A 21667-nucleotide genomic window follows, 5' to 3' on the forward strand; every position below is an offset into this window, starting at 1 on the left:
GCAGGGGATCATCCCGCCGGCAGGCGCCGCGGGCAAGCTGGACAATTTTTCACCAGCCGCTCACATCGCTTGCCGGGCAAGGCTGGCAAGGGCTTGTCCACAGCTTTGTCGCGGGCTGGTCCACACCGCATGTGGATGAACGCGGGCGGCCGACCAATGGTTGATGCCGGCCCACCCGCGCGGGTCTACACTGCCGGCAGGCGGGCCTACCCGCCGCCGCAGGAAACTGCCATGCGCCGTCTTGCCGCTTGTTGCCTTGCACCTTTGCTGGCTGCCTCGGGCGTGTCAGCCGCCCCGGCCCAGGATCCTCCACCACCCGCCCCCCAGGTGGCGCCGGCCGCACCGGCTGCGGTGGACAGCGTGCCGACACCGGAGCAGGTGCTGGCCATTCCCGCACCGCTGCGGCAGATGCTGCAGACGCGGGTGATCGCCCGCCACAGCTCGCGCGAGCAGCGCCTGCAGGCGCTGGCCGAAATGATCTTCGGTGCGCAGGCGCTGGACCTGCAGTACGACCCGACGGCGACCTACACGCTCACGGAAATCTGGCAGAAGCGCCAGGCCAACTGCCTGGCGTTCACCCTGCTGTTCGCCACCCTGGCGCGCGAAGCCGGCATCCAGGCGCGCGTGCAGGAGGTGGATCGCGTGGTGTCCTGGTACCAGGACCAGGAACAGGGCGTGGTCTACAGCGTGGGGCACGTCAACGTGGGGATCATGGTGGACGGGCGCGGCGGGACCGTCGACCTCGACCGCAACATCCTCTACGACCGCCGCGGCCCGCACCCGATCTCGCTGGACCGCGCACTGGCGCACTTCTACAACAACCGTGGCGCCGAGCGCATGACCGCGGGCGACAAGGTGGGGGCGCGCGCGTTCTTCACTGCGGCACTGGCGCGCGCACCGGATTTCGCGCCGACCTGGAACAACCTCGGCGTCCTCGACAGCCGCGAAGGTGATCTCGCGGGCGCGCGCGCCGCACTCGAGAATGCGCTGCGGCTGGATGGCCGCGAGGATTCGGCGCTGATCAACGCCAGCGTGCTGTACCGCCGCCTGGGCCTTGTGACGCAGGCGCAGGCGCTGGAGCAGCGTTTGAAGGCGGTGCAGCGCGACGACCCGTTCGCGCAGTACATGGCCGGTGCTGCCGCCGAGCGCAACGGTGACCTGGCCACGGCGATCCGCTATTACCGGCGCGCGGTGCAGCTGTACGACAACGCGCACCAGTTCCATTTCGGGCTGGCGCGCGCGTATTTCCTCTCGGGCCAGCTGGCCCGTGCCGACCGCGAACTGACGCGGGCACGGTCGCTGGGGGGCAGCGTCAACCAGCAGCGCTACCAGGCCAAGCTGGAGGGCCTGTCGCGCCTGCGCACGCAGCAGGCGCGACGCTGAGGGTGCCTCAGGCCTTCTTGAGGAAGCAGGTCTTCAGCACCAGGCCCTTGATCTTGTCCGAGTTGCCTTCGATGTGTTCGGCATCGTCCTCGACCAGGCGGATGTTGCGGATGACGGTGCCCTGCTTGAGCGGGATGGACGAGCCCTTGACCTTCAGGTCCTTGATGACGGTGACCGTGTCGCCGGCCTGCAGGGTGTTGCCGTTGCTGTCACGCACGACGAGAGAGGTGCCGGCGCCCTCCTCGGCGGTCCACTCGAAACCGCAGTCGGCGCAGATCCACAGCGCGCCATCGGCATAGGTGTTTTCCAGGGTGCACTGCGGGCAAGCGGGAGCGGAAGACATCAGCAAGTACCTCAAAATGAATCAACAACCGCCATTGTAACCGGCGGGTCCGTGCTTCCATTTTTTCCCGCGTACGGCGCCCTGATTGATATCGCATGGGCGGGACGGAGAGGGGCCGCCGGGACACGCGGTAAATACGTCCATGTAGCTCGTAGGCGCCATCCGTGGCGCCTACGGTCCCGACGGCCCCTCTCCGTCCCGCCTTGGACAGTTTCCCGCGCCGGCGGCCGGGACAATCAAAAGCGTGGGTTGCTGCTTTGCCGTTTGTTGCCGCGCTCCGGGAAACTGTCCAGAGCCGAGGGGGCGGCCGGAGCAGGACCGCAGGCGCCATGGACGGCGCCTACGAGCCCCCATGGATGGGTTTACGGCGTGTCCTGCTCCGGCCGCCCCCTCGGCTGAACACGGAGCAGGGAGGCGCTGAACCCATCCGAAGCAGAGGGGGAACTTGCAGGAAGACCCGAACTGCAGCAGAGTGCGCGGCCCCCGCCCGCCCCCGGACCTCCCCATGCGCCTTGGCATCGACTTCGGTACCAGCAACTCCGCCGCCGCCATCGTCCGTGATGGACAGCTGCTGCCGATCCGCTTCGGCGAAGCGGAACAGTTCCGCACCAGCGTGTATTTCCCCGGCGTGGTGCCCGATCCGGACGACTTCCAGCTCGATGCCGGCCAGGAACACGAACTGCAGCAGATGATCGACAGCGCAGCGCGTGCCGCCCGCGCCGCCGGCCAGGAACGCACCCCGCAGGCACTGCGCCGCGAAGCCCTGCGCGCCCTGCGCCGCGAATGGATGGAAGCCCGCGCCGGCAAGGAACGCAGCGCCAGCGACCTGCTGCAGAACGCCATCTACGGCGATGACGCCCTGGAAGCCTATTTCGAGGAACACGAAGGCAACCTGGTGCAGAGCCCGAAGTCGATGCTCGGCTACAACCTGCACCCGCGCGCGCGGCAGACCATCACCGGCATCGCCGCGCACATCCTCGAACACATCCGCCTGACCGCCAGCGCCCAGCTCGGCCAGCCGCTGCGCGCGGCCCTGCTCGGCCGTCCGGTGCAGTTCCGCAGCTCGATCGGCGCCGCCGGCAACGACCAGGCACTGGACATCCTGCGCGAGGCCGCCACCCAGGCCGGCTTCGACCAGATCGATTTCCTCGAGGAACCAGCCGCAGCGGCCATGCACTACCACGCCGAAAGCCGTGAGCGGCACCAGGCAGTCATCGTCGACATCGGCGGTGGTACCACCGACATCGCCCACGCCGAAGTGGGTGGCGATGCCGCCCCGCGCATCCATCGCGCCTGGGGTATCGCCCGCGGCGGTACCGATATCGACCTGTCGCTGAGCCTGTCCAGCTACATGCCGCTGTTCGGCCGTGGCGTCACCCGCGTGCCCGCCCACCACTACGTGGAAGCGGCCACCGTGCAGGACATGACCCGCCAGCGCGATTTCCGCCAGCACAAGTACGACCATGTCGACGACCCGTGGGGTTCGCGCCTGCAGGCGCTGCAGGACACCGGCAACACCGCGCGCCTGTACCGCGACGTCGAACGCGCCAAGATCGCCCTGAGCAGCAGCCCCAGCCACCGCAGCACGCTGGACTACATCGCCCGCGACCTGCACGCCGACAGCAGCACCGAAGGCCTGGCCACGGCCGCCTCGGGTTACCTGACCCAGATCCGCGAGCTGCTGGCCCAGGTCCGCACCGACATCGGCGGCGACCCGGATGCGGTGTTCCTGACCGGCGGCATGTCCCGCGCCGGCTACCTGCGGCAGGCCGCGGCCGAGGCCTTCCCGGGCGCCCGCATGGTCCACGGCGAGCCCTCGCTGGGCGTCGTCCAGGGCCTGGCGCTCGCGGCAGCCAGCCGGGATTAACAAAACGTTACGCGGAGTTTGCTACCCTCGGTAGGCTTGATAGGGCTCTACCTTCCGCCGGCTGCGCCGGTGTGTGTACCCGGGTAGGGCCCGGCCCGCCTCGCGGGCCTTGCGGCCATGCCTTCTGGCTCGTTCATGGTCCGCGTACTACCCGAGCCGCCATCGAGACCCGCTTTGGGCACCCGCCTGGCCCCTGTGGCCGCACAACCTGAAGAAGCACCTGCACCCATCGACTGCCGCCGTTGTGACGCGGTCTGTTGCCGGTTGCCCGTGCTGCTGCAGGCCGGCGACGACGTGCCCCGCCAGTATACCTCGCGCGACAGGCACGGCCGTGCCGTGATGGCGCGTAACGACGAGGGCTGGTGCGCGGCGATCGATCCCTATCACCTGCGCTGCACGATCTATTCGCAGCGCCCGGCGATCTGCCGCCAGTTTTCGATGGGTGGCGACGACTGCCGCCGCGAGCGGCAGGATTACCTGCGCCAGGCCGATGCCTGGTCGCTTTCCTCCCCTTCCACCTGACAGGAGCAACCATGCCCCGCAAGGCAAAGACCCCCGCGAAGGCTACCAACGGCATCCGCAGCGAACGCAAGGGCGCGGCCGCCAGCACCACGGTCAGCAGCGATTCGATTGCGTCCGATCTGGCCGCGTTCCGCAAGAGCGGTGGCAAGATCGAAGTGCTTGGCACCACCTGGGCGCTGAAGAAAGCCAGCTGACCCACCCTGACCGCGGCGGCGCTGCCGCCGCGGCCTGCCGGGCCGCGCTCAGCGGTCCAGGCTGACCCGCACGCTGCCCGAATGCGACTGGATGCGGATGTCACCATCACCGCCACCCAGCTTCGTGTCCAGGCTGCTGCCCGGCCCATAGCGCGGCCGCTCCACCGTGCCGGCATCACTGTTGATCGAGCCGGCGAAGCTGTTCACCGACAGCTGTGCCGAGACCTTGACCGGCAACCGCAGGTTCACCGACGCACTGACCGATTCGACGTTGATGCGGCCCCCCGGCGCCAGGCCGGAAGTGGACAGATCGATGCTGCCCGAGACCGTCTCCACCGCCAGGCGCTGGACGCGGCCGGCATCCACGCCGACCCGACCAGACACCGTCTGCGCACCAATATCCCCAGACACGCCGCCACCGGCCTCGATGCGACCGCTGACCGTGTTCACATCCAGGCGCGGCGTCTGCAGCTTGGCGATGACGTTGCCACTGACCGTATTGAGCTTGCTGTCGCCACTGCGTCCGGCCGCGGTCAGGCTGCCACTGACCGTATCGGCCTGCAGCCGGCGCACGTCGATGCCACTGATGTCCTGGTCGGCACTGACCGTGCTCAGCAGCAGTTCCGACGCGCGCGGGACATTCAGCACCAGCGTCGCCGTGCCGCTGGTGTGGCGGCGCGGATACTCCACTTCCCAGCGCACGCGGTTGGCGCTCTTTTCCTGGCGCAGCTGCAGGCCATCGCCAAGGCTGCCGGTCAGCTGCACCTCGTTGCGGTCCCAGCCGCGCACGGTGACCTTGCCGGCCACGTTGCTCAGCTCGATGCGGCCACCACTGGCCAGGGTATGGCGCTCATCGACGCGGGTGTCGGCCAGGGCCAGCGAGGGCAACAGCAGCAACGCAGCGCAGAGCGGAAAAAGGGATCGCATGGGGTGTCTCCTCAGGTTGTCATTCCGGCCGCGGCGGCCTGCGCCGCCTGCCGGGTCAATTCCAGCCGCAGCGCGTAGGTACGCTTGAGCTGTCCAAGCAGGTGCGGTGCGCGCGGATCCTGCGCCAGCGCGGCACGGATCTGTGCCGCGCTTTCATCCAGTTCGTGCAGGGCCGGCTGCCAGGCCGCCGCGCGCCCACCGGGCAGCGATGCCACGGCCTGCTGGTACTGCTCGGTCATGGCCGCCGCCTGCAGCTGCAGGGTCGATGGCGCCGGTGCCTGCAGCGGCGCCTGTCGCCACGGTGCCACGGCATAGACGGCCAGGCTGGCGGCGAGCGCCGCGCCCAGCGGCAGCCACGCGCGCAGACGGCGGCGCTGCGGGAGGGCGACGACGTTATCCGCGTGCTCCACCGCGACGGGCGCGGTCTCGCGTGGTGGCAGCTGCGCCGCCAGGCGTGCCCAGCCATCGGCGGGGGGCGTGCGCTGGTCGGGCAGCGCGCGCAGCCGCGCCTGCAGATCGGGGTCGTGGTCGTGATCGGTTTCGTGGGTACTCATGTCATGTCTCCCAGACGCGCGCGCAACAGGCCACGCGCGCGGTGCAGCTGTGCCTTGGAACTGCCGACGGCCATCTGCAGCTGTTCGGCGATCTCCTGGTGTTTCCAGCCCTCGATGTCGTGCAGCACCAGCACCGCACGGGCCCGGGGTGGCAGCGTCGCCAGCGCGCGCTCCAGGTCGCGCTCGGTGCCGGCGCAGCGATCGTGCACGGCCAGCTCCTGCAGGCCGCCGTCGACATCATCGAGGCTGTCGTGGTCCTGCCCGGCGGCGCGCCCGCGCAGTTCCATCAGCGCCGCGTTCACCCCCAACCGGTGCAGCCAGGTGGCCAGGCTGCTTTCAAAGCGGAACCCCGGCAGCGCCTTCCAGGCCTGCAGGAAGGCTTCCTGCAGCGCATCCTCGGCGCGCGCCTGCTGGCCGCCACACAGCCGCCACAGCACGGCGAACACACGCGGCGAATGGCGCCGGTAGAGCTGTTCATAGGCCGCCATGTCTCCGGCGGCCGCGGCCCGCACCAGGGCGGGATCGTCGACGGCGTCGTTGGCGGCAGGCAGCGCGGGCATGGTGGTGTCGAGCATATCGCTTGGATGCGGCGACCCGGAAAAAGGTTTAAGCCCGATTGACGGCAGCCGCATTGCAACCTTTTCGGTGCTGGCTGCATCCATGCAGGGTCCTTGGTGAAAATTCCCGGAGTCCTGCCATGTCCAGCCCCTCCTGCGCCGCCCTGCTGGTGATCGTCGCCTGCGTCGTGCTGCAGGCCCTGGACCTGTCGCTGCAGCTGCGCGCGGACAGCGGCCAGGCCTGCGTACATCAGCATCGCCAGGCCTTGGTCTGCGTGGCCTGGTCCGGATCGGTCGAAACCCCGGCACGCGCCGGGTAACATCAAGGGTCGTTAACGCCAGATGCTGTCGCCCCATGATGTTGTCGCTGAAAGACCACCTGCCCGCCTGGAGCCACCCGTGGCTGCACTACATCGGCATCGCCCTGCAGATCGTGCTGGTACTGGTGGTCGCCTGGCTGCTGCGGGTGCTTGCCCGCCGCCTGATCCGCCGCTTCGCCGAGCACTACACGCTGCCGCCGGAGATGGCGATGGGCGCGCGCCGGATCACCAGCTTCGTGGTCTATTTCAGCGCGCTGCTGTACATCCTCAGCCTGCTGGGTGCTTCGCCCTCGGTGCTGTGGACGGCCTTCACCGGTTTTGCCGCGGTGGGTGCTGTGGCGTTCTTCGCGGCGTGGAGCGTGTTGTCCAACATCTTCTGCACGCTGCTGATCTTCACCACGCGCCCGTTCCGCCTGCATGACTACATCGAGGTGCTGGAGAACGGCGAGAAGCCGGGCCTGAAGGGCCGGGTGATCGACGTGAACCTGATCTACACGACACTGCAGGAAACCGGCAACGGCCACGAGGGCACGGTGCTGCAGCTGCCGAACAACCTGTTCTTCCAGCGCACGGTGCGGCGCTGGCGCGATCCCTCGCACGTGCCGGGTGGCATCCAGGGCGACGGCTGAGGGAAGGTTTTTCTTTGCAGGGCTGCGCCCTGCACCTGCCGAAGCCGAAGCCGAAGCCGAAGCAACAGCAACAGCGGGCTATCCGTGGGTTGGCGGGGTGGGGCCGGTTGAGGGGGACGCCGTGAACCCATCCATGGGGGCTTGGTCGCGGCATCCATGCCGCTCACACCCCCTCAACCGGACCCACCCCGCCTTCGACAGACCTCCGCGATCTGTCGGAGCACGGGGATCCCGTTGCTGCGCAACGGGCTCTGACCCCAGAAGAATTTCGATATGTGACAGATGTGCCGACCAACGGTCGGCACCTACCAACAGCCGCCCGTCCCAGTAGATCCACGCCATGCGTGGATGAATTCATTCGATATCTGACAATTGTGCCGACCAACGGTCGGCACCCACCAACAGCTGCATTTGCCAGCAGCGCACGGAATCTGTCAGAGGCGGGGCGGTGTGGGTGGGCAGGACCGCAGGCGCCATGGATGGCGCCTACGAGCCCCCAGGGATGGGTTTACGGCGTGTCCTGACCACCCACACCGCCCCGCCATCCCACGGAATGCCGCTCTTGATCTTGCTTCGGCTTCGGCAGGTGCAGGGCGCAGCCCTGCAATACCCCCCCCCTTTACCTCAGCTGGCTGTCCTTGCTGCCGCGCCGGTTGTAGCCGGCATGCGCCTGCTCATCGTCGTCCAGTGCCTGCTGGCAGGCCACGCACAGCCGTACGCCGGGCACGGCCTCGCGCCGCGCCAACGGAATCGGCGCGTCGCATTCCTCGCAGTGTTCCAGACCCGGGCCCTGCCGCAGCTGGCGCCGCGCGCGAGCAATCGCATCGTCGACGGTGGCGTCGATCTGGTCCTGGACCGCGCCGTCTCCCGCCCATCCGGTGGCCATGGCCATCCTCCACAGGTGTGTCGCCTGATATGGGGACGATACACGCCGCCGCAAACGGCAGCGCGAAAAGGGGACGGAGGGGATCAAGTCGTTTGTGCCACAAACGACTTGATCCCCCTCCGTCCCCTTTTTGATTACCAGACCAGGTCGTCGGGGACCTGGAACTGGGCGTAGTACGCGTCGTCCTCGGCGTTGCCGGTGGAGATCTCGGCGGTCGAGCCCGGCTGGCCGTGGTCGACGATGATTGCTTCCGGGGCGCGCTCACGCACCTTCTCGGCGGCGGCACGCGGCAGCAGCGCATAACCCTCGCCCTGGGCGACGATCACCAGCACGCCCACCGACAGCGCCTTGCGCAGCTTGGGGTCGATCAGCAGGGTGCGGATCGCCGCGCCGTCGCTGAAGCGGTACTCGTCATCGCCCTTGTGGGGCACGGCATGGGCGGTGATGATCTGCTTCGCCTGCGCCTTCTGTTCAGCCAGCTTGGCCTGCGCATTTCGCTCGGCGGCCAGCGCACGGTCGCGCTCGACCTTCTCGGCGCGGGCGCGTTCAGCTTCGCGCTGGACCTCGGCGGAGGTCGATTCCGCCTTGCCCTGGCGGGCCTTGGCCTGGGCGCTCGCGGCGGCGCTGGCCTGCGACTTCTTGGCCAGGCCGGCCTTGAGCAATTGTTCCTGCAGCGCGTTGGGCTTTGCCATGGTCGTTGCGTACCGCGTGTAATCTTGGATGCCCCATTCTACCGACGCCCCGCCGCCCCTGCATGGCTGTCCTGAAGTACCTCACCGGCTATCCCGAACCCCTGGTCGCCCAGGTCAGCGAACTGCTGGCCCAGGGCAAGCTCGGCCCCTGGCTGCAGCAGCGCTACCCCGACCCGCACGAGGTACGCAGCGACCGCCAGCTGTACGACTACACGCAGGACCTGAAGGACCGCTACCTGCGCAAGTCGGTACCGCTGAACAAGGTCTGCTACGACAACACGCTGGAAGTCATCAAGCACGCGCTGGGCACCCATACCGCCATTTCCCGCGTGCACGGTGGCCGCCTCAAGGCCAGCCGCGAGATCCGCATCGCCACGGTGTTCCGCCAGGCGCCGGCGGCCTTCCTGCGCATGATCGTGGTGCATGAACTGGCCCACCTGAAGGAGGCCGACCACAACAAGGCCTTCTACCAGCTGTGCCAGCACATGGAACCGGAGTACCTGCAGCTCGAGTTCGATACCCGCCTGTACCTGACCGAACTGGCCAACCGCAGCCAGCGCTGACCGCCCGCAGCAGCTACACTGCGCGCCCCCTGACCGACCTGCCCGCCATGGAACCGACCCGCCTCGACAAACACCTGGCCGCCCTGCTCGGCATCCCGCGCGGCGAAGCGCGCCGCTACATCGAGGGCGGCTGGGTGACGGTCAATGGCGAAGTCGTCGAACAGCCCCAGCGCCAGGTCGATGAGAGCGCGGTGATCGTGATGGCCGAACAGGCCGAAGACACCAAGGCCGAGCGGGTCACCATGCTGCTGCACAAGCCGGCCGACGTCGCCGCCGAAACGCTGTGCGCAATGGTGAGCAGCGCCACCCGCAGCGAGCTCGATGCCAGCGACATCCGTCCGCTGCAGCGTCATTTCCATGGGCTGCAGCTGGCGGCATCGCTGCCGGCGGCCGACAGCGGCCTGGTGGTGGTCAGCCAGGACCCGGCCACCCTCGCCCATCTGCAGCGCAACCTGGGCCGCACCGAACAGGAATACCTGGTGGAAGTGGCCGAGGGTGGGCCCGAGCGCGGGCCGTGGCTGATGGCGCGCCTGCAGCACGAATCCGGTGGCGCCAAGGTCAGCTGGCAGAACGAGCAGCGCCTGCGCTTTGCCGGCAAGGGCCTGACCGCCAAGGGCTTGCGCACGGCAGTGGGCAACGCCGGGCTGCAGGTGGCCGCGGTTCGCCGCCTGCGCATCGGCCGCGTGGCGTTGGGGCCGCTGCCGCCGGCGCAGTGGCGCTACCTGGGCAGCGACGAGCGGTTCTGAGCTTCCGGGGTCAGAGCCCTTGCCTGTGGCAAGGGATCCGACCCCATCCGGGGCCGCAGGCACGGGCGCGGGTGGCATCCACGCACGGCGTGGATCTACCATCGATGGCATGAGCCCGTCCCTGCCGCCCTGGCGACGCGTGCTGCGCGTCGTTGCGATCATCATCGCCGCCCTGCTGTTGCTGGTGCTGTCCGGCCTGCTGCTGGCCGACCACCTGACGCCACAGGCACACGGGCCGGTCTCGCACGTGCTGCCGCTGCAGCCGGCACAGACCGCCATCGACCGCCAGCTGCTGCCCGAGCAGGAGGCCCACCCCGGCCAATCCGGCGTGGCCTTCCTCAGCGATGGCATGGACGCGTTCGCGGCACGCGCGAAGATCACCGAACAGGCCGGGCGCAGCCTGGACCTGCAGTACTACATCTGGCACGACGACCTGGTCGGCCACCTGATGGCCAAGGCCCTGTACGACGCCGCGGAACGTGGCGTGCGCGTGCGCATCCTGCTTGACGACATGAACGCCAAGGACAAGGACGCGCTGATGATGGCGCTCGATGCGCACCCCAACATCGAGATCCGCCTGTACAACCCGTTCCGCAACCGCAGCGGCATCGCGCGCACGCTGGAAATGATCCAGCGCGCTTTCAGCGTCAACCACCGCATGCACAACAAGAGCTGGATCGCCGACGGCCGCGTGGCCATCGTCGGTGGCCGCAACATCGGCGAGGAATATTTCAGCGCGCGCAACGACGTGAATTTCCAGGATCTGGACCTGGTGGTGGCCGGGCCGGCGGTGCAACAGGCCAACCGCATCTTCGACGACTACTGGAACAGCGACACCGCCATTCCCATCGCCGCGCTGGCCACCTACACCGATGCCCAGCTGCGCGCGCTGGTGCGCCAGTCCGATCGGGATGCGCTGCACGCCAAGGCACGGCCCTACCTGCAGCGGGTCGCTGATTCGCGTGCGCAGCGCCAGCCGGGCCCGGACCCGCTGCACTGGAGCGCCAACGTTCGCATCCTTTCCGACCCGCCGATGAAGCACCGCAACGATGCGCGTGATGACTGGCTGGTCAGCGCGCTGGTCGAAGAGCTGCAGTCCACCCGCCATACCGCGTTGCTGGTGTCGCCCTACTTCGTGCCTGGCGCGGATGGCCTGCAGGGCCTGTCGGCGATGGCCGCGCGTGGCGCCCAGGTGGGCGTGGTGACCAATTCGCTGGCCGCCACCGATGTGGCGGCCGTGCACGGTGGCTACATGGGCTACCGGGAGCCGCTGCTGAAGGCCGGCGTGCAGCTGTACGAACTGAAGGCGCACGGTGAGCCCGGCGAATCCAGCCTGTTCGGCAGCAGCGGCGCCAGCCTGCACACCAAGGCCTTCGTCATCGACGACCACCGCGGCTTCGTCGGCTCGTTCAACCTCGACCCACGCTCGGCCTACCTCAACACCGAAATGGGCGTGCTGTTCGATGACCCGGTGCTGGGAGCGCGGCTGCGCGAGGAATATCTGCGCCTGGCCGACCCGCTGCACAGCTGGTGGCTGGCGCTGGGTCCCGACGATGACCTGCGCTGGCTGGAACGGCAGCCACCGCCACATTGGGTGGGCCGCGAACCCGGCAGCACGCTGCGCGCGCGTGCGACCGCCCGCATCATCAGCTGGCTGCCGGTGGAATCGCAGCTGTAGCGCTTACGCGCCGCCCTCGCCGTGGGCGTCGTGCATGGCTTCGTCGAGGGTTTCCACGTTGCGCCCGTGCAGGCGCCGCCAGATCCAGCGCAGTGCGTGCGGCGGCGCCGAGGGCAGCTGCTCCAGCAGCGCCAGCATGCGTGCCTGGGTGCCGTGGCCATGCCGGCACAGCAGGCTGGCGGCCGCGGCCGCGCTGCCCAGGCGCAGGCTGTCGGCCAGCGCGCCTTCGGCATCGGCGGCCAGCGCCTGGTGCACCGGTTCGGGCAGGTCCCAGGCCGCCGCCACGCGCTGGGCCAGCGGCAGCGACCAGCGCTGCAGCAGGTCCAGGGCCAACGCCGGCGTCACCGTCTCGTTGCGTGCCTGTGCTTCCTGCAGCAGCTGGCGCATCACCAGCGCCGCGCCCAGCCCCTGCACCAGGCCGAGCCACTGCGCGGCGAAGGCATCGCCGAAGGTGACCGTGCGCGCATGGTCCGCCGCCGCGCGCGAAGCCAGCAGCGCGTGCTCCCAGATGATCGCGCTGAACTGCGGAAACACCTCGCACTGCACCTGCATGACCGGCTGCACCAGCACGGCACTGATGATCTGCCGCACGCCTTCGGTGCCGACCAGGGTCACCGCCCGCTGCAGGCTGTCCACCGGCCGTTCGTGCACCTTGTAGGCCGGGCTGTTGGCGATGCGCAGCAGGTTGCCGGTCAGCACCGGGTCCTGGCCGATGATCGCGGCCATCACCCGTGCCGAGGCCACCTCGTCATTGACGGTCTGGATCAGCTGCGGCAGCAGCTGCGGGCGCCGCGGCAGCTGCCGGGTCGCCCAGTCGCGGTCCTGCAGCGCGCGGTCCACTGCGTCGGCCAGCGCGGACGGGCCGGGCGTGGCCGGCTCACCTGCCAGATGCGGGTACAGCGCCAGGGCATGCAGGCCACGCTGCAGGTGCGCGGCGACCTCCGCCGGCGGCAGCGCCTCGCCCTGCAGGCTGGCTGCAGCGGCGGCCACGGCCTGCCGTGGTGCCGTCGCCAGGCGCACCGGGTCCGTACCGGACAGCCGGGACACCCATCCCACCAGCGTTTGCCACCAGGCCGGCCTCATCCGGATCGGCCCTGTCGTTGCACTGCTGCTGCCACTGACTGCCCCTGCGCGTTCTTCACATCGGCCACCTGCCGTCGACGCTGCATCGGCCGCACTTTCATCTTCTTTAACCCGGACCGCTCGGATCTGCACGGCAGATGCCGGGGGAATGGACTAGAATGGCGCCGCGCGACCCGTCCCCCAGCCATGACGACGTCGCTTTTTTTGTTTTGGGACCCTACCGTTCACTGGCAGTTCGCTGCAGTTCGCCGCTGATCGCGCCATCGGAGACGCCATGCTATTCGAAACCCTCGCCACCACCGGCCACGAACAGGTTGTGTTCTGCCACAACCAGGATGCCGGCCTGCAGGCGATCATCGCCATCCACAACACCACCCTGGGCCCGGCCCTGGGCGGCGTGCGCATGCGCCCCTACGCCAGCACCGACGAGGCGCTGGCCGACGTGCTGCGGTTGAGCCGGACGATGACCTACAAGAATGCGCTGGCGGGCCTCAATGTCGGTGGCGGCAAGGCGGTCATCATCGGTGACCCGAAGGTGGACAAGACCGAAGTGCTGTTCCGCGCCTTCGGCCGCTACGTCGATTCGCTGGGCGGCCGCTACATCACCGCCGAAGACGTCGGCACCGACGTCAACGACATGGAAAACATCTACCTGGAAAGCCAGTTCGTGACCGGCGTGCACCAGGTCCACGGCGGCTCCGGCGACCCGGCGCCGTTCACCGCCTATGGCGCGCTGCAGGCGCTGATGGCGTCGCTGCGCTTCAAGTTCGGCCACGAGGAAGTGGGCAAGACCAGCATCGCCGTGCAGGGCCTGGGCCATATCGGCATGGAGCTGGTCAAGCTGCTGCGCGACCGCGGCGCCAAGCTGTACGTGACCGACCTGGACAGCAGCCTGGTCGATCGTGCGGTCAGCGATTTCGGTGCCGAGGCGGTCAAGCCGGACGAGATCCACGAGGTCAACGCCGACGTGTTCGCACCGTGCGCGCTGGAAAGCGCGATCAATGCCGACACCCTGCCGCGCATCAAGGCCAAGATCATCTGCGGCACCGCCAACAACCAGCTGTCCAGCCTGGAAATCGGCGATGAACTGCATGCGCGCGGCATCCTCTACGCGCCCGACTATGCGGTCAACGCCGGTGGCGTGATGAACGTGTCGCTGGAGATCGACGGCTACAACCGTGAACGCGCGATGCGCCTGATCCGCAGCATCTACCACAACCTCACGCGCATCTTCGAGCTGTCCCAGCGCGAGAACATCGCGCCGCAGCGTGCGGCCGACCGCATCGCCGAAGCGCGCATCCTGTCCATCGGCAAGCTGAAGATGCCGCTGGGCCGCAGCACCCCGCGCCTGGGCAACCTGCGCGGCGGTTGATCCGCCCCACCGCGGGACACGGGGAATGCCGGCCAGCGGCCGGCACTACCGGGTAACCCCGATCAGAAAGCGGCGCTGTAACGCAGCGCCACCTGGCGCAGATCCCCACGCGGACCGAAGCGCTGGTCGTAGCCGAAGCCCAGCCGCGTGTTGCGGCTCAACCACGATTCCACCGATACGCCGAACAGGCCGCCGGAACGCGTCGGCTGCAGGCCGGCCATCGGTGCCCATGCGTCGACGCCGACGAAGCTCGCATCCGCATCCAGGCCCTGGCTGGACAGCAGCTGCTGCCACTCGGCATAACCGCGCAGCGACCAGCCGCGCCACTCGCGCTCGGCGCGCACACCGGCCAAGGCCTGGCTGCGGCTGCTGATCCCGCCCTGCGTGCGCAGGCCGAAGCCCAGCCCGCCCTGTTCGCTGAAGCGATCGTTGTCGACCCGCGCGTAGTCGGCGCCCACGTAGGGGGTCAGCGCTGCATGCGCCGACCCGAAGCGGTAGCCGGTCTCCACGCTGGCCATGCTGAAGCTGCCGCCGTAGCGCGCATTGACGCCGTACTGGCCGGCTCCCAGCAGCAGCTGGCGATCGATCTGGCGGGTGAACTGGCCGGCGCCCACCTGGCCCAGCGCGTAGGCACCACCACTGCTCCAGCCCGCATACAGCTGCGCCTGCGACTGCCGGTCACGCCCGCGGTCGCCGCCCCAGCTGCTGTTGCTGTAGCTGCGCAGTTCGCCGAAGGCGAAGCCGAGCACGCCGTTGCCGCCCATCGCCACGTCCTGGCCCATCATCCAGCCGCGGGTGTCGGTGCCGCTGGCCGAGAAGCTGCCCTGGCCGGCATCGCCCAGCGCGTTCTGCCAGGTGCCGCCCAGCCGCGGAGCGGCCTGGACCTGGCCGAAGCGGGCCGACAATGCACGGCGGCCCAGGTCGATGCTGTCGAACGTGGCCGCCGCGGCCAGCGCATGCGCCTTGCCGGACAGGCTGTCGAGGCTGGCCTGCAGGGCCTGGTTGCCTTCCACCCGCTGCAGCGCGGCCGCGCCATCGGCGAAGGAGGCCGAGCCGGCGCCGAGATCGAGGCGCTCGAACGCTGATTCCACCCGCAGCGCCGAGGCCAGCGCGGCGTTGGAGGCGCGCGCCACGCTGGCGGCCTGGGTGACGTTGATGCGGTCGGTGACCAGCACCACGTTGTCGCTGCCGTAGGTCAACGAACTCTGCAGCAGGGTGCCCTGCGGCAGGCTGTTGCTGACCGCGTCGAAGCGGCCGGTGACGCCCTGGCCGGCATGCAGCACGGTCTGGGTGCGGCCATCGGCGGCCACGTAGCCGCTGACGATGCTGGCCACGTGCACGTCGCCGCCCTGCAGGGTGGCCGTGCCGGTGATCTCCAGCGGGTTGGAACCCAGCGAAATGCTCAGCCGTGCACCGGCACGATGCAGGTAGTTGCCCTCGATGGTGGCGCTGGTATTGGCATTGCGCAGGATGACGGTGGCGCCGTTGTCGACGTTGCCGCGGATCCGGCTGGTGCCGGTCATGAACTGCAGCGCGGCGCCCTCGGGCACGCCGGCCTGCGGCACCACGACCACGTTGGAGGTGATCGACCCGCCATCGCGCAGCGCCAGCGTGCCCTGCTCGATGCGGGTTTCGCCGGTGTAGGTGTTGGTGCCCGACAGCCCCAGCGCGCCGACGCCCTGCTTGACCAGGCCACCGCTGCCGCTGATGTCGTTGCTCCAGACCGAATCCAGGCCGGTCTGCGAGACGTTGACCACGGCATTGCCCCAGTCGAACTTCGCCGGCCCGTTGATGGCCTTGGCGATGTTCAGCAGGCCATAGCCGAAGGTGCTGTCCACGCCGGGCGCACCCAGGTCGGTGGCGGTGCCGAGCAGGGTCTGCCGTACCAGGTCGTTGCTGAAGTACGGGTATTTCTGCCAGACCACGGCCGCCGCACCGGACACCAGCGGCGCGGCGAACGAGGTGCCGTAGTTCCACAGCAGGGTGGAGCCGGTCGGGTAATTCGGATTGACGAAGATCGCCGCACCGGGTGCCGCCAGGCAGTAGCTGGCCGCCACGCCGCAGGCGTTGGCATAGCCGGCCAGCTTGCTGGGGTCGGTGGAATCGACCGCGGTCACCGCCAGCCAGCCACGCTCCAGGTCGGCGGCCGGGCGCGAATTGTTCGGGCCGGCCTGGCTGGGCAGAGCCGCCATGTCCGACGGGTTGGCCTTGGATTCATTGCCGGTGGCGAACACCACCAGGCCGTTGTTGCCGATGATGAAGGGACGGTACTCGGCCGCGATCGGGGCGGTGGCCGCGGCATTGGTCCAGTACAGCCCGCCCCATGAGTTGTTCATGATCTTCACGCCCTGGTTGATCAGGTCCTGGTGGACCCCCGCCAGGCCAAGCGCGCCATCGACCTCGTTGCCGTTGCCCGACCCATCGTCGGTCGGCCGCGTGTCGGAAATGATCCGCGCCGAGACGATCTGCGCGTTCGGCGCGATGCCTCCCGGCCACGACCCGAAGGCCTTGCCCGCCGCCAGTTCAGCCACCGCCGTACCGTGGCCGACCACGTCATCGTTGTTGAGGTTGTTGCTGCGCGGATCCACGTAGCTGTAGTTGGCCAGCACCCGCCCGCTCAGGGTGGGATGGTTGCGCTGCACGCCCGAATCGACGATGCCGATGCGCACGCCGCTGCCATCCAGCCCCGCGCTGCGCGCTGCGTCGGCCTTGGTGATGGACAGGTGCGCGTTGATCGCCGGTTCGGCCGGCTGGGTGGGCGTGGTCGGCGGAGGCGTGGTGGGCGGCGGCGGGGTGGTCGGTGGGGGATCGACGCGCACGTTGCTGCCGCCGCCTCCGCCGCCACATGCCGTCAATGCAACCACCAATGCCGATCCCAGGACCGACCGTGCCATCGTCTTGCGTTCCATCGATTCCTTCCCATGAACGTTGGCCTGCCAAGCTCCCTGCAGGCATCAAGGGCTGCCCGGCGGCAGCCATCCCCGACCCTCTATACTTGGGCCGACCCCCACGCAGTCTGCCGGGAAACAGCGCTGCATCCAACAGCCGCCGTCTCCTTTCCGAACATTGCTTACGCATCAACGAGATTGCCATGTCCAACATCGTCATCGCCGCCGCCAAGCGCACCGCCATCGGCTCCTTCCTCGGCCAGTTCAACGGCGTGCCCACCCCGACCCTCGGCGCGGCCGCCATCGCCGCTGCCCTTGAACAGTCCGGGGTTCCGGCCAGCGACGTCTCCGAGGTCCTGATGGGCTGCGTGCTGCCGGCCAACCTCGGCCAGGCGCCGGCCCGCCAGGCCGCCATCGCCGCGGGCATCCCGCTGTCGGCCGGTGCCACCACGCTGAACAAGGTGTGCGGCTCGGGCATGAAGACCATCATGCTCGGCCATGACCTGATCAAGGCCGGTTCGGCCACGGTCGTGGTCGCCGGCGGCATGGAATCGATGTCCAACGCCCCGCACATGCTGCCCAATTCGCGCACCGGCAACCGCTTCGGCAACTTCCAGGCGGTGGACCACATGGCCCACGACGGCCTGGTCAACGCCTACGACGGCAAGGCCATGGGCGAGTTCGCCGAATGCGCGGTGGACAAGTACCAGTTCACCCGCGAGGAGCAGGACGCCTACGCCATCGAATCGGTGCGCCGTGCCCAGGCCGCGCAGGCCAATGGCGCATTCGCCGACGAGATCGTCGCGGTGAAGGTCGCCACCCGCAAGGGTGAGGTCGAGTTCGCCACCGACGAGCAGCCGGGCCGTTCGGACATCGCCAAGATCCCGACCCTGCGCCCCGCATTCAAGAAGGACGGCAGCGTCACCGCCGCCAGCTCGTCCAGCATTTCCGACGGCGCCGCTGCCGTGGTCCTGCTGACCGAGGATGACGCCACCGCGCGCGGCATCACCCCGCTGGCGCGCATCGTCGGCCATGCCACCCATTCGCAGGAACCGGAGTGGTTCACCACCGCCCCGATCGGCGCGATCCACAGCCTGCTGCAGAAGACCGGCTGGACGCTGGACCAGGTGGACCTGTTCGAGATCAACGAAGCCTTCGCCGTCGTCGCCATGGCGCCGATGCGTGAACTGGGCATCCCGCATGCGAAGATCAACGTGAATGGCGGTGCCTGCGCGCTGGGCCATCCGATCGGTGCGTCCGGTGCGCGTCTGGTGGTAACCCTGGTCAACGCCTTGCGCACGCACGGCGGCAAGCGCGGCATTGCCACGCTGTGCATCGGTGGTGGCGAAGCAACGGCCATCGCCATCGAATTGATCTAAAAGGGATTAACGCTGATTTCGCAAAAATGAATGCGGGATCGCTTGACAGCCAAACGTGGCTTGTCATCATGTTGTCGGCGCGCAGTTGCGCGTTGCCTAATTCAACGACGAGGATTCACACAATGAGCATCAACAAGCTGCTGGTCGCTATGTCCCTGGCCCTGGCCCTGGCCGCCTGCTCGAAGCAGGAAGCTGCCCAGGACGCCGCTGCTTCGGCCAACGAAGCCGCCACCGAAGCCCAGGCTGCTGCCGACCAGGCCGCCGCTGCTGGCGCCCAGACCGCCGACGCTGCCCAGCAGGCTGCTGACACCGCCGCCACCGCTGCCGACGCTGCGACCGACGCTGCTGCCCAGACCGGCGCTGCTGCTACCGACGCTGCTGCTGAACAGGCCAAGGACGCTGCCAAGGCTGCCGAAGGCACCGCCGAGCAGGCCAAGGACGCCGCTGAAGAAGCCAAGAAGTAATAACTTCTTTCTTCACGCTGTTCTGGAAAAGCCGCTGGTTCGCCAGCGGCTTTTTCTTTGCCTGAAGGGCGCCGCCGCACCACCACCGGGCCTTCACGACGGCATGAATAGGCTGGCGTCCCCATCCATTGCAGCACTGGAGACCGCCATGAAGATCCGTCCGCTGACCACCCCCCTGCTGGCCGCCTCCCTGCTGCTGGCCCTGGCCGCCTGCAAGGGCCCGGAGGCCGAACAGGCCAGGCAGGACGCTGCACAGGCCGCCGACAGCGCTGGCGCCGCCGCCCGCGAAGCCGTGGACAAGGCCGCCGCCGCCACCCGCGAAGCCGCCGACAAGACTGCCGAAGCGTCCGAGCACGCCGCCGCCGACACCCAGCAGGCGCTGGACAATGCCGCCGACGCGACCGCCAACGCCGCCGACCAGGCCAAGGCCGCCGCCACCGATGCCGCCGCCCACGCCAGCGACGCCACCGCGACCGCCGCGCAGAAGGTCGCCGACAAGGCCCGCGACGTCGCCGCCGACGCCAAGGCCAACGCCGCCAAGGAAGAAGCCAAGCACTGACCCACCGCTGCGCTCGCCGGCATGGCCCGGCGCTACCGGGCATTAACGCTCGCCGGGCATGGCCCGGCGCTACCGCATACAGGAAAAGCCGCGGCATTGCCGCGGCTTTTCTGCTTCTGCTCTTCCGTTGATTCCGTGGTGGACGCGCCCGGAAACCGTCCGGGGCCGCGCGGGTGGGTTGCGCAGGGGCGTAAGCGCCATGGATGGCGCGCTCGAGCCTACAAGGACGTATTCACGGCGTCCCCTGCGCACCCCACCCGCGCGGCCCCAAGCGATCCAGATGCCGCACGACCACCACGAGGGGCTCCGCCGTTGGCCGCCTACTGCGGCAGCGCCCGCGCCATCATTGCCCCCACATCCACCCCCGCCGGCAGCGTCCCGAACACCAACCCATGCTCACCCTGCAGCCGGCTGCGCACGAACACCCCGGCCATCGGGCTGCGCGCCCGCAACAGCAGCGCCGCCTGCAGCAGCAGCACCGTGCGCTCGCAGAACAACCGCGCCTGCGATTCATCCGGCGCCGGCGCCGACGCCCAGCGCTGCAGTGCCGCCGCATAACCGGTGTCGCGATCGGCGACCGCTTCCAGCTCCGCACGAAGCGCCAGCAGCACCTCCGGCTCACGCCCCAGCGCGCGCAGCACGTCCAGGCACTGCACGTTGCCGCTGCCTTCCCAGATCGAATTCAACGGCGCCTGCCGGTACAGCCGCGGCAGCATCGACTCCTCCACGTAGCCGGCACCGCCCAGGCATTCCTGCGCCTCGTTGACGAACGCGGCCGCGCGCTTGCACACCCAGTACTTGCCCAGCGCCGTGCCCAGCCGCGCCAGCGCGGCCTCCTGCGGGTCGCTGCCGGCGCAGTCGACCGCGCGCGCGATGCGCATGGCCAGCACCGTCGCCGCTTCCGATTCCAGCGCCAGGTCTGCCAGCACGTTCGCCATCAGCGCGTGTTCCACCAGCGGCTTGCCGAATGTGCGGCGGTGGCGCGCGTGGTGCAGCGCCTGCGCCAGGGCCATGCGCATTTCGGCGGCCGCACCGAGCATGCAGTCCAGCCGCGTCATCATCACCATGCCGATGATGGTGGCCACGCCCCTGCCCTCCTCGCCCACGCGCCACGCCTGCGCGCCGCAGAACTCCACTTCGCTGGACGCGTTGGACCAGTCGCCCAGCTTGTCCTTCAGGCGCATCAGGTGGAAGGCATTGCGATCGCCATCGGCCAGCCGCCGCGGCATCAGCAGGCAGGTCAGCCCACCCGGCGCCTGCGCCAGCACCAGGAAGCCATCGGACATCGGCGCCGAGAAGAACCACTTGTGCCCGACCAGGCGGTAGCGTTCGCCATCGATGGGCTCAGCCCGCGTGCTGTTGGCGCGCACGTCCGAACCGCCCTGCTTTTCGGTCATGCCCATGCCCAGGGTGATGCCGGCCTTGTCGGCCACCGGCACGTCGCGTGCGTCGTACACGGGTGAGGCCGCCTTGCGCGCCCACTCGGCCAGGTGCGGCTGCGCCTGCAGCACTGCCACCGCGGCATGGGTCATGGTCAGCGGGCAGCTGGTGCCGGCTTCCGCCTGGTGGTGCAGGTAGCTCAATGCCGCCCGCGCGACGTGCACGCCGGGCTGTGGCTCATGCCAGGACAGCCCGGACACGCCATGCTGCTTGGCCGCGTGCATCAACTGGTGGTACGCCGGGTGGAAGTCCACGGTATCGATGCGGTGGCCCTGCGCATCGTGCGTGCGCAGCCGTGGCCGGTCGCGGTTGGCATCGAAGCCCAGCTGGTAAAGCTGGTTGCCGGCCAGCCCGCCATATATCCCCAGCCGCGGCGCGAAAGCGGCCGCGCCCTCGCGCTGCACCGCTTCCATCAGCGCCACGTCGTCGGTCCACAGCTGGCGGCCCGCAAACGGCGGCGGCTGGTTCAGCACCACGTGGGTTTCAAAGGGCGCGCTGCTGCTGAAGCTCGGTCCGTTCATCGGTTCCATCCTGCGGGCGAGAAGGCTGCGCGCCGATTGTGCAGCATCGTCCGGCAACCCCGCGTTCAGGCCGGTTCTCGCCCCGTGCACGAGCACCGCG

22 protein-coding genes are annotated in these 21667 nt (G+C 69.0%); 13 read left to right on the plus strand and 9 right to left on the minus strand.

Annotation, left to right across the window (positions count from 1 at the left end; all coding sequences use genetic code 11):
• Positions 1–282: 282 nt before the first annotated feature.
• The gene (locus C1925_RS14855) at positions 283–1383 is read left to right on the plus strand and encodes a tetratricopeptide repeat protein (protein ID WP_254051330.1); all 1101 of its coding nucleotides are present in this window, start codon (positions 283–285) and stop codon (positions 1381–1383) included.
• A 7-nt stretch (positions 1384–1390) separates the two neighbouring features.
• Here the strand turns inward: C1925_RS14855 and C1925_RS14860 are convergent, their stop codons facing one another.
• Complete coding sequence (locus C1925_RS14860; RefSeq protein ID WP_108769559.1) at positions 1391–1726, minus strand: zinc ribbon domain-containing protein YjdM; 336 nt, start codon at positions 1724–1726, stop codon at positions 1391–1393.
• A 505-nt stretch (positions 1727–2231) separates the two neighbouring features.
• Here C1925_RS14860 and C1925_RS14865 point away from each other — a divergent pair.
• From C1925_RS14865 to C1925_RS14875, 3 genes are all read left to right on the plus strand, one after another.
• Positions 2232–3593, plus strand: a complete 1362-nt coding sequence (locus C1925_RS14865) for an Hsp70 family protein (RefSeq protein WP_108769560.1) — start codon at positions 2232–2234, stop codon at positions 3591–3593.
• Positions 3594–3821: 228 nt separating this feature from the next.
• On the plus strand, positions 3822–4115 hold the full coding sequence (locus tag C1925_RS14870) for a YkgJ family cysteine cluster protein (protein ID WP_108747862.1): 294 nt from the start codon (positions 3822–3824) through the stop codon (positions 4113–4115).
• Between the two features lie 11 nt (positions 4116–4126).
• Positions 4127–4309: a hypothetical protein gene (locus C1925_RS14875; RefSeq protein WP_108769561.1), complete on the plus strand. Its 183-nt coding sequence runs from the start codon at positions 4127–4129 to the stop codon at positions 4307–4309.
• A gap of 48 nt (positions 4310–4357) precedes the next feature.
• Here C1925_RS14875 and C1925_RS14880 read toward each other — a convergent pair whose 3' ends face one another.
• Genes C1925_RS14880 through C1925_RS14890 form a run of 3 tightly spaced genes read right to left on the minus strand, consistent with a single transcriptional unit; the run spans position 4358 to position 6365 of the window.
• On the minus strand, positions 4358–5236 hold the full coding sequence (locus C1925_RS14880) for a DUF4097 family beta strand repeat-containing protein (protein ID WP_108769562.1): 879 nt from the start codon (positions 5234–5236) through the stop codon (positions 4358–4360).
• 11 nt (positions 5237–5247) lie between these two features.
• Positions 5248–5790, minus strand: a complete 543-nt coding sequence (locus tag C1925_RS14885) for a hypothetical protein (RefSeq protein ID WP_108769563.1) — start codon at positions 5788–5790, stop codon at positions 5248–5250.
• Entirely contained in the window at positions 5787–6365 is a 579-nt protein-coding gene (locus C1925_RS14890; protein WP_108769564.1) for an RNA polymerase sigma factor, read from the minus strand. Before C1925_RS14890 ends, C1925_RS14885 begins: the two co-directional genes overlap by 4 nt.
• 122 nt (positions 6366–6487) lie before the next feature.
• Between C1925_RS14890 and C1925_RS14895 the strand changes: the two genes are divergently transcribed.
• Both C1925_RS14895 and C1925_RS14900 read left to right on the plus strand, forming a co-directional pair.
• Positions 6488–6667, plus strand: a complete 180-nt coding sequence (locus tag C1925_RS14895; protein WP_108769565.1) for a hypothetical protein — start codon at positions 6488–6490, stop codon at positions 6665–6667.
• A 35-nt stretch (positions 6668–6702) separates the two neighbouring features.
• Entirely contained in the window at positions 6703–7296 is a 594-nt protein-coding gene (locus C1925_RS14900; protein WP_108769566.1) for a mechanosensitive ion channel family protein, read from the plus strand.
• A 619-nt stretch (positions 7297–7915) separates the two neighbouring features.
• On the opposite strand, the gene C1925_RS14905 is transcribed toward C1925_RS14900, so the two are convergent.
• Both C1925_RS14905 and C1925_RS14910 read right to left on the minus strand, forming a co-directional pair.
• Positions 7916–8182 (minus strand): DksA/TraR family C4-type zinc finger protein, encoded by a 267-nt coding sequence (locus C1925_RS14905; protein ID WP_108770729.1) that lies wholly within the window; start codon positions 8180–8182, stop codon positions 7916–7918.
• Positions 8183–8316: 134 nt separating this feature from the next.
• Positions 8317–8874, minus strand: coding sequence for a DUF2058 domain-containing protein (locus C1925_RS14910; RefSeq protein WP_108769567.1), 558 nt, complete (start codon positions 8872–8874; stop codon positions 8317–8319).
• A gap of 62 nt (positions 8875–8936) precedes the next feature.
• Between C1925_RS14910 and C1925_RS14915 the strand changes: the two genes are divergently transcribed.
• From C1925_RS14915 to C1925_RS14925, 3 genes are all read left to right on the plus strand, one after another.
• On the plus strand, positions 8937–9437 hold the full coding sequence (locus C1925_RS14915; protein WP_108769568.1) for a M48 family metallopeptidase: 501 nt from the start codon (positions 8937–8939) through the stop codon (positions 9435–9437).
• Between the two features lie 47 nt (positions 9438–9484).
• Positions 9485–10183 carry an RNA pseudouridine synthase gene (locus C1925_RS14920; RefSeq protein ID WP_108769569.1) on the plus strand — a complete coding sequence of 233 codons (699 nt, stop codon included), beginning with the start codon at positions 9485–9487 and terminating at the stop codon, positions 10181–10183.
• 109 nt (positions 10184–10292) lie between these two features.
• Positions 10293–11861, plus strand: a complete 1569-nt coding sequence (locus C1925_RS14925) for a phospholipase D family protein (RefSeq protein ID WP_108769570.1) — start codon at positions 10293–10295, stop codon at positions 11859–11861.
• Positions 11862–11864: 3 nt separating this feature from the next.
• Here C1925_RS14925 and C1925_RS14930 read toward each other — a convergent pair whose 3' ends face one another.
• Positions 11865–12944 carry an HDOD domain-containing protein gene (locus C1925_RS14930; RefSeq protein WP_108769571.1) on the minus strand — a complete coding sequence of 360 codons (1080 nt, stop codon included), beginning with the start codon at positions 12942–12944 and terminating at the stop codon, positions 11865–11867.
• Between the two features lie 274 nt (positions 12945–13218).
• Between C1925_RS14930 and C1925_RS14935 the strand changes: the two genes are divergently transcribed.
• Positions 13219–14316 (plus strand): Glu/Leu/Phe/Val dehydrogenase dimerization domain-containing protein, encoded by a 1098-nt coding sequence (locus C1925_RS14935; RefSeq protein WP_108769572.1) that lies wholly within the window; start codon positions 13219–13221, stop codon positions 14314–14316.
• A gap of 62 nt (positions 14317–14378) precedes the next feature.
• On the opposite strand, the gene C1925_RS14940 is transcribed toward C1925_RS14935, so the two are convergent.
• Positions 14379–17225, minus strand: a complete 2847-nt coding sequence (locus C1925_RS14940; protein WP_108769573.1) for an autotransporter serine protease — start codon at positions 17223–17225, stop codon at positions 14379–14381.
• Positions 17226–17407: 182 nt separating this feature from the next.
• Between C1925_RS14940 and C1925_RS14945 the strand changes: the two genes are divergently transcribed.
• The 3 genes from C1925_RS14945 (at position 17408) to C1925_RS14955 (ending at position 19606) form a co-directional block, all read left to right on the plus strand.
• Positions 17408–18583 (plus strand): thiolase family protein, encoded by a 1176-nt coding sequence (locus tag C1925_RS14945; protein ID WP_108769574.1) that lies wholly within the window; start codon positions 17408–17410, stop codon positions 18581–18583.
• A gap of 122 nt (positions 18584–18705) precedes the next feature.
• A complete protein-coding gene (locus C1925_RS14950; protein WP_108769575.1) occupies positions 18706–19047 on the plus strand; it encodes a hypothetical protein in 342 nt (113 codons plus the stop codon).
• A 148-nt stretch (positions 19048–19195) separates the two neighbouring features.
• Positions 19196–19606: a hypothetical protein gene (locus tag C1925_RS14955; RefSeq protein WP_108769576.1), complete on the plus strand. Its 411-nt coding sequence runs from the start codon at positions 19196–19198 to the stop codon at positions 19604–19606.
• Positions 19607–19926: 320 nt separating this feature from the next.
• On the opposite strand, the gene C1925_RS14960 is transcribed toward C1925_RS14955, so the two are convergent.
• Positions 19927–21567 (minus strand): acyl-CoA dehydrogenase family protein, encoded by a 1641-nt coding sequence (locus C1925_RS14960; RefSeq protein WP_108769577.1) that lies wholly within the window; start codon positions 21565–21567, stop codon positions 19927–19929.
• Positions 21568–21667: the final 100 nt, after the last annotated feature.

Origin of the sequence: Stenotrophomonas sp. SAU14A_NAIMI4_5 (genome assembly GCF_003086795.1) — a bacterium.
Classification (GTDB): Bacteria; Pseudomonadota; Gammaproteobacteria; order Xanthomonadales; family Xanthomonadaceae; genus Stenotrophomonas.

Coding starts and splice junctions, on each gene's coding strand:
- C1925_RS14890 (WP_108769564.1), bottom strand. CDS start 6,365: ATGCTCGACACCACCATGCCCGCGCTGCCTGCCGCCAACGACGCCGTC.
- C1925_RS14950 (WP_108769575.1), top strand. CDS start 18,706: ATGAGCATCAACAAGCTGCTGGTCGCTATGTCCCTGGCCCTGGCCCTG.
- C1925_RS14920 (WP_108769569.1), top strand. CDS start 9,485: ATGGAACCGACCCGCCTCGACAAACACCTGGCCGCCCTGCTCGGCATC.
- C1925_RS14910 (WP_108769567.1), bottom strand. CDS start 8,874: ATGGCAAAGCCCAACGCGCTGCAGGAACAATTGCTCAAGGCCGGCCTG.
- C1925_RS14955 (WP_108769576.1), top strand. CDS start 19,196: ATGAAGATCCGTCCGCTGACCACCCCCCTGCTGGCCGCCTCCCTGCTG.
- C1925_RS14885 (WP_108769563.1), bottom strand. CDS start 5,790: ATGAGTACCCACGAAACCGATCACGACCACGACCCCGATCTGCAGGCG.
- C1925_RS14900 (WP_108769566.1), top strand. CDS start 6,703: ATGATGTTGTCGCTGAAAGACCACCTGCCCGCCTGGAGCCACCCGTGG.
- C1925_RS14875 (WP_108769561.1), top strand. CDS start 4,127: ATGCCCCGCAAGGCAAAGACCCCCGCGAAGGCTACCAACGGCATCCGC.
- C1925_RS14865 (WP_108769560.1), top strand. CDS start 2,232: ATGCGCCTTGGCATCGACTTCGGTACCAGCAACTCCGCCGCCGCCATC.
- C1925_RS14880 (WP_108769562.1), bottom strand. CDS start 5,236: ATGCGATCCCTTTTTCCGCTCTGCGCTGCGTTGCTGCTGTTGCCCTCG.
- C1925_RS14925 (WP_108769570.1), top strand. CDS start 10,293: ATGAGCCCGTCCCTGCCGCCCTGGCGACGCGTGCTGCGCGTCGTTGCG.
- C1925_RS14860 (WP_108769559.1), bottom strand. CDS start 1,726: ATGTCTTCCGCTCCCGCTTGCCCGCAGTGCACCCTGGAAAACACCTAT.
- C1925_RS14945 (WP_108769574.1), top strand. CDS start 17,408: ATGTCCAACATCGTCATCGCCGCCGCCAAGCGCACCGCCATCGGCTCC.
- C1925_RS14895 (WP_108769565.1), top strand. CDS start 6,488: ATGTCCAGCCCCTCCTGCGCCGCCCTGCTGGTGATCGTCGCCTGCGTC.
- C1925_RS14960 (WP_108769577.1), bottom strand. CDS start 21,567: ATGAACGGACCGAGCTTCAGCAGCAGCGCGCCCTTTGAAACCCACGTG.
- C1925_RS14930 (WP_108769571.1), bottom strand. CDS start 12,944: ATGAGGCCGGCCTGGTGGCAAACGCTGGTGGGATGGGTGTCCCGGCTG.
- C1925_RS14935 (WP_108769572.1), top strand. CDS start 13,219: ATGCTATTCGAAACCCTCGCCACCACCGGCCACGAACAGGTTGTGTTC.
- C1925_RS14905 (WP_108770729.1), bottom strand. CDS start 8,182: ATGGCCACCGGATGGGCGGGAGACGGCGCGGTCCAGGACCAGATCGAC.
- C1925_RS14940 (WP_108769573.1), bottom strand. CDS start 17,225: ATGGAACGCAAGACGATGGCACGGTCGGTCCTGGGATCGGCATTGGTG.
- C1925_RS14915 (WP_108769568.1), top strand. CDS start 8,937: ATGGCTGTCCTGAAGTACCTCACCGGCTATCCCGAACCCCTGGTCGCC.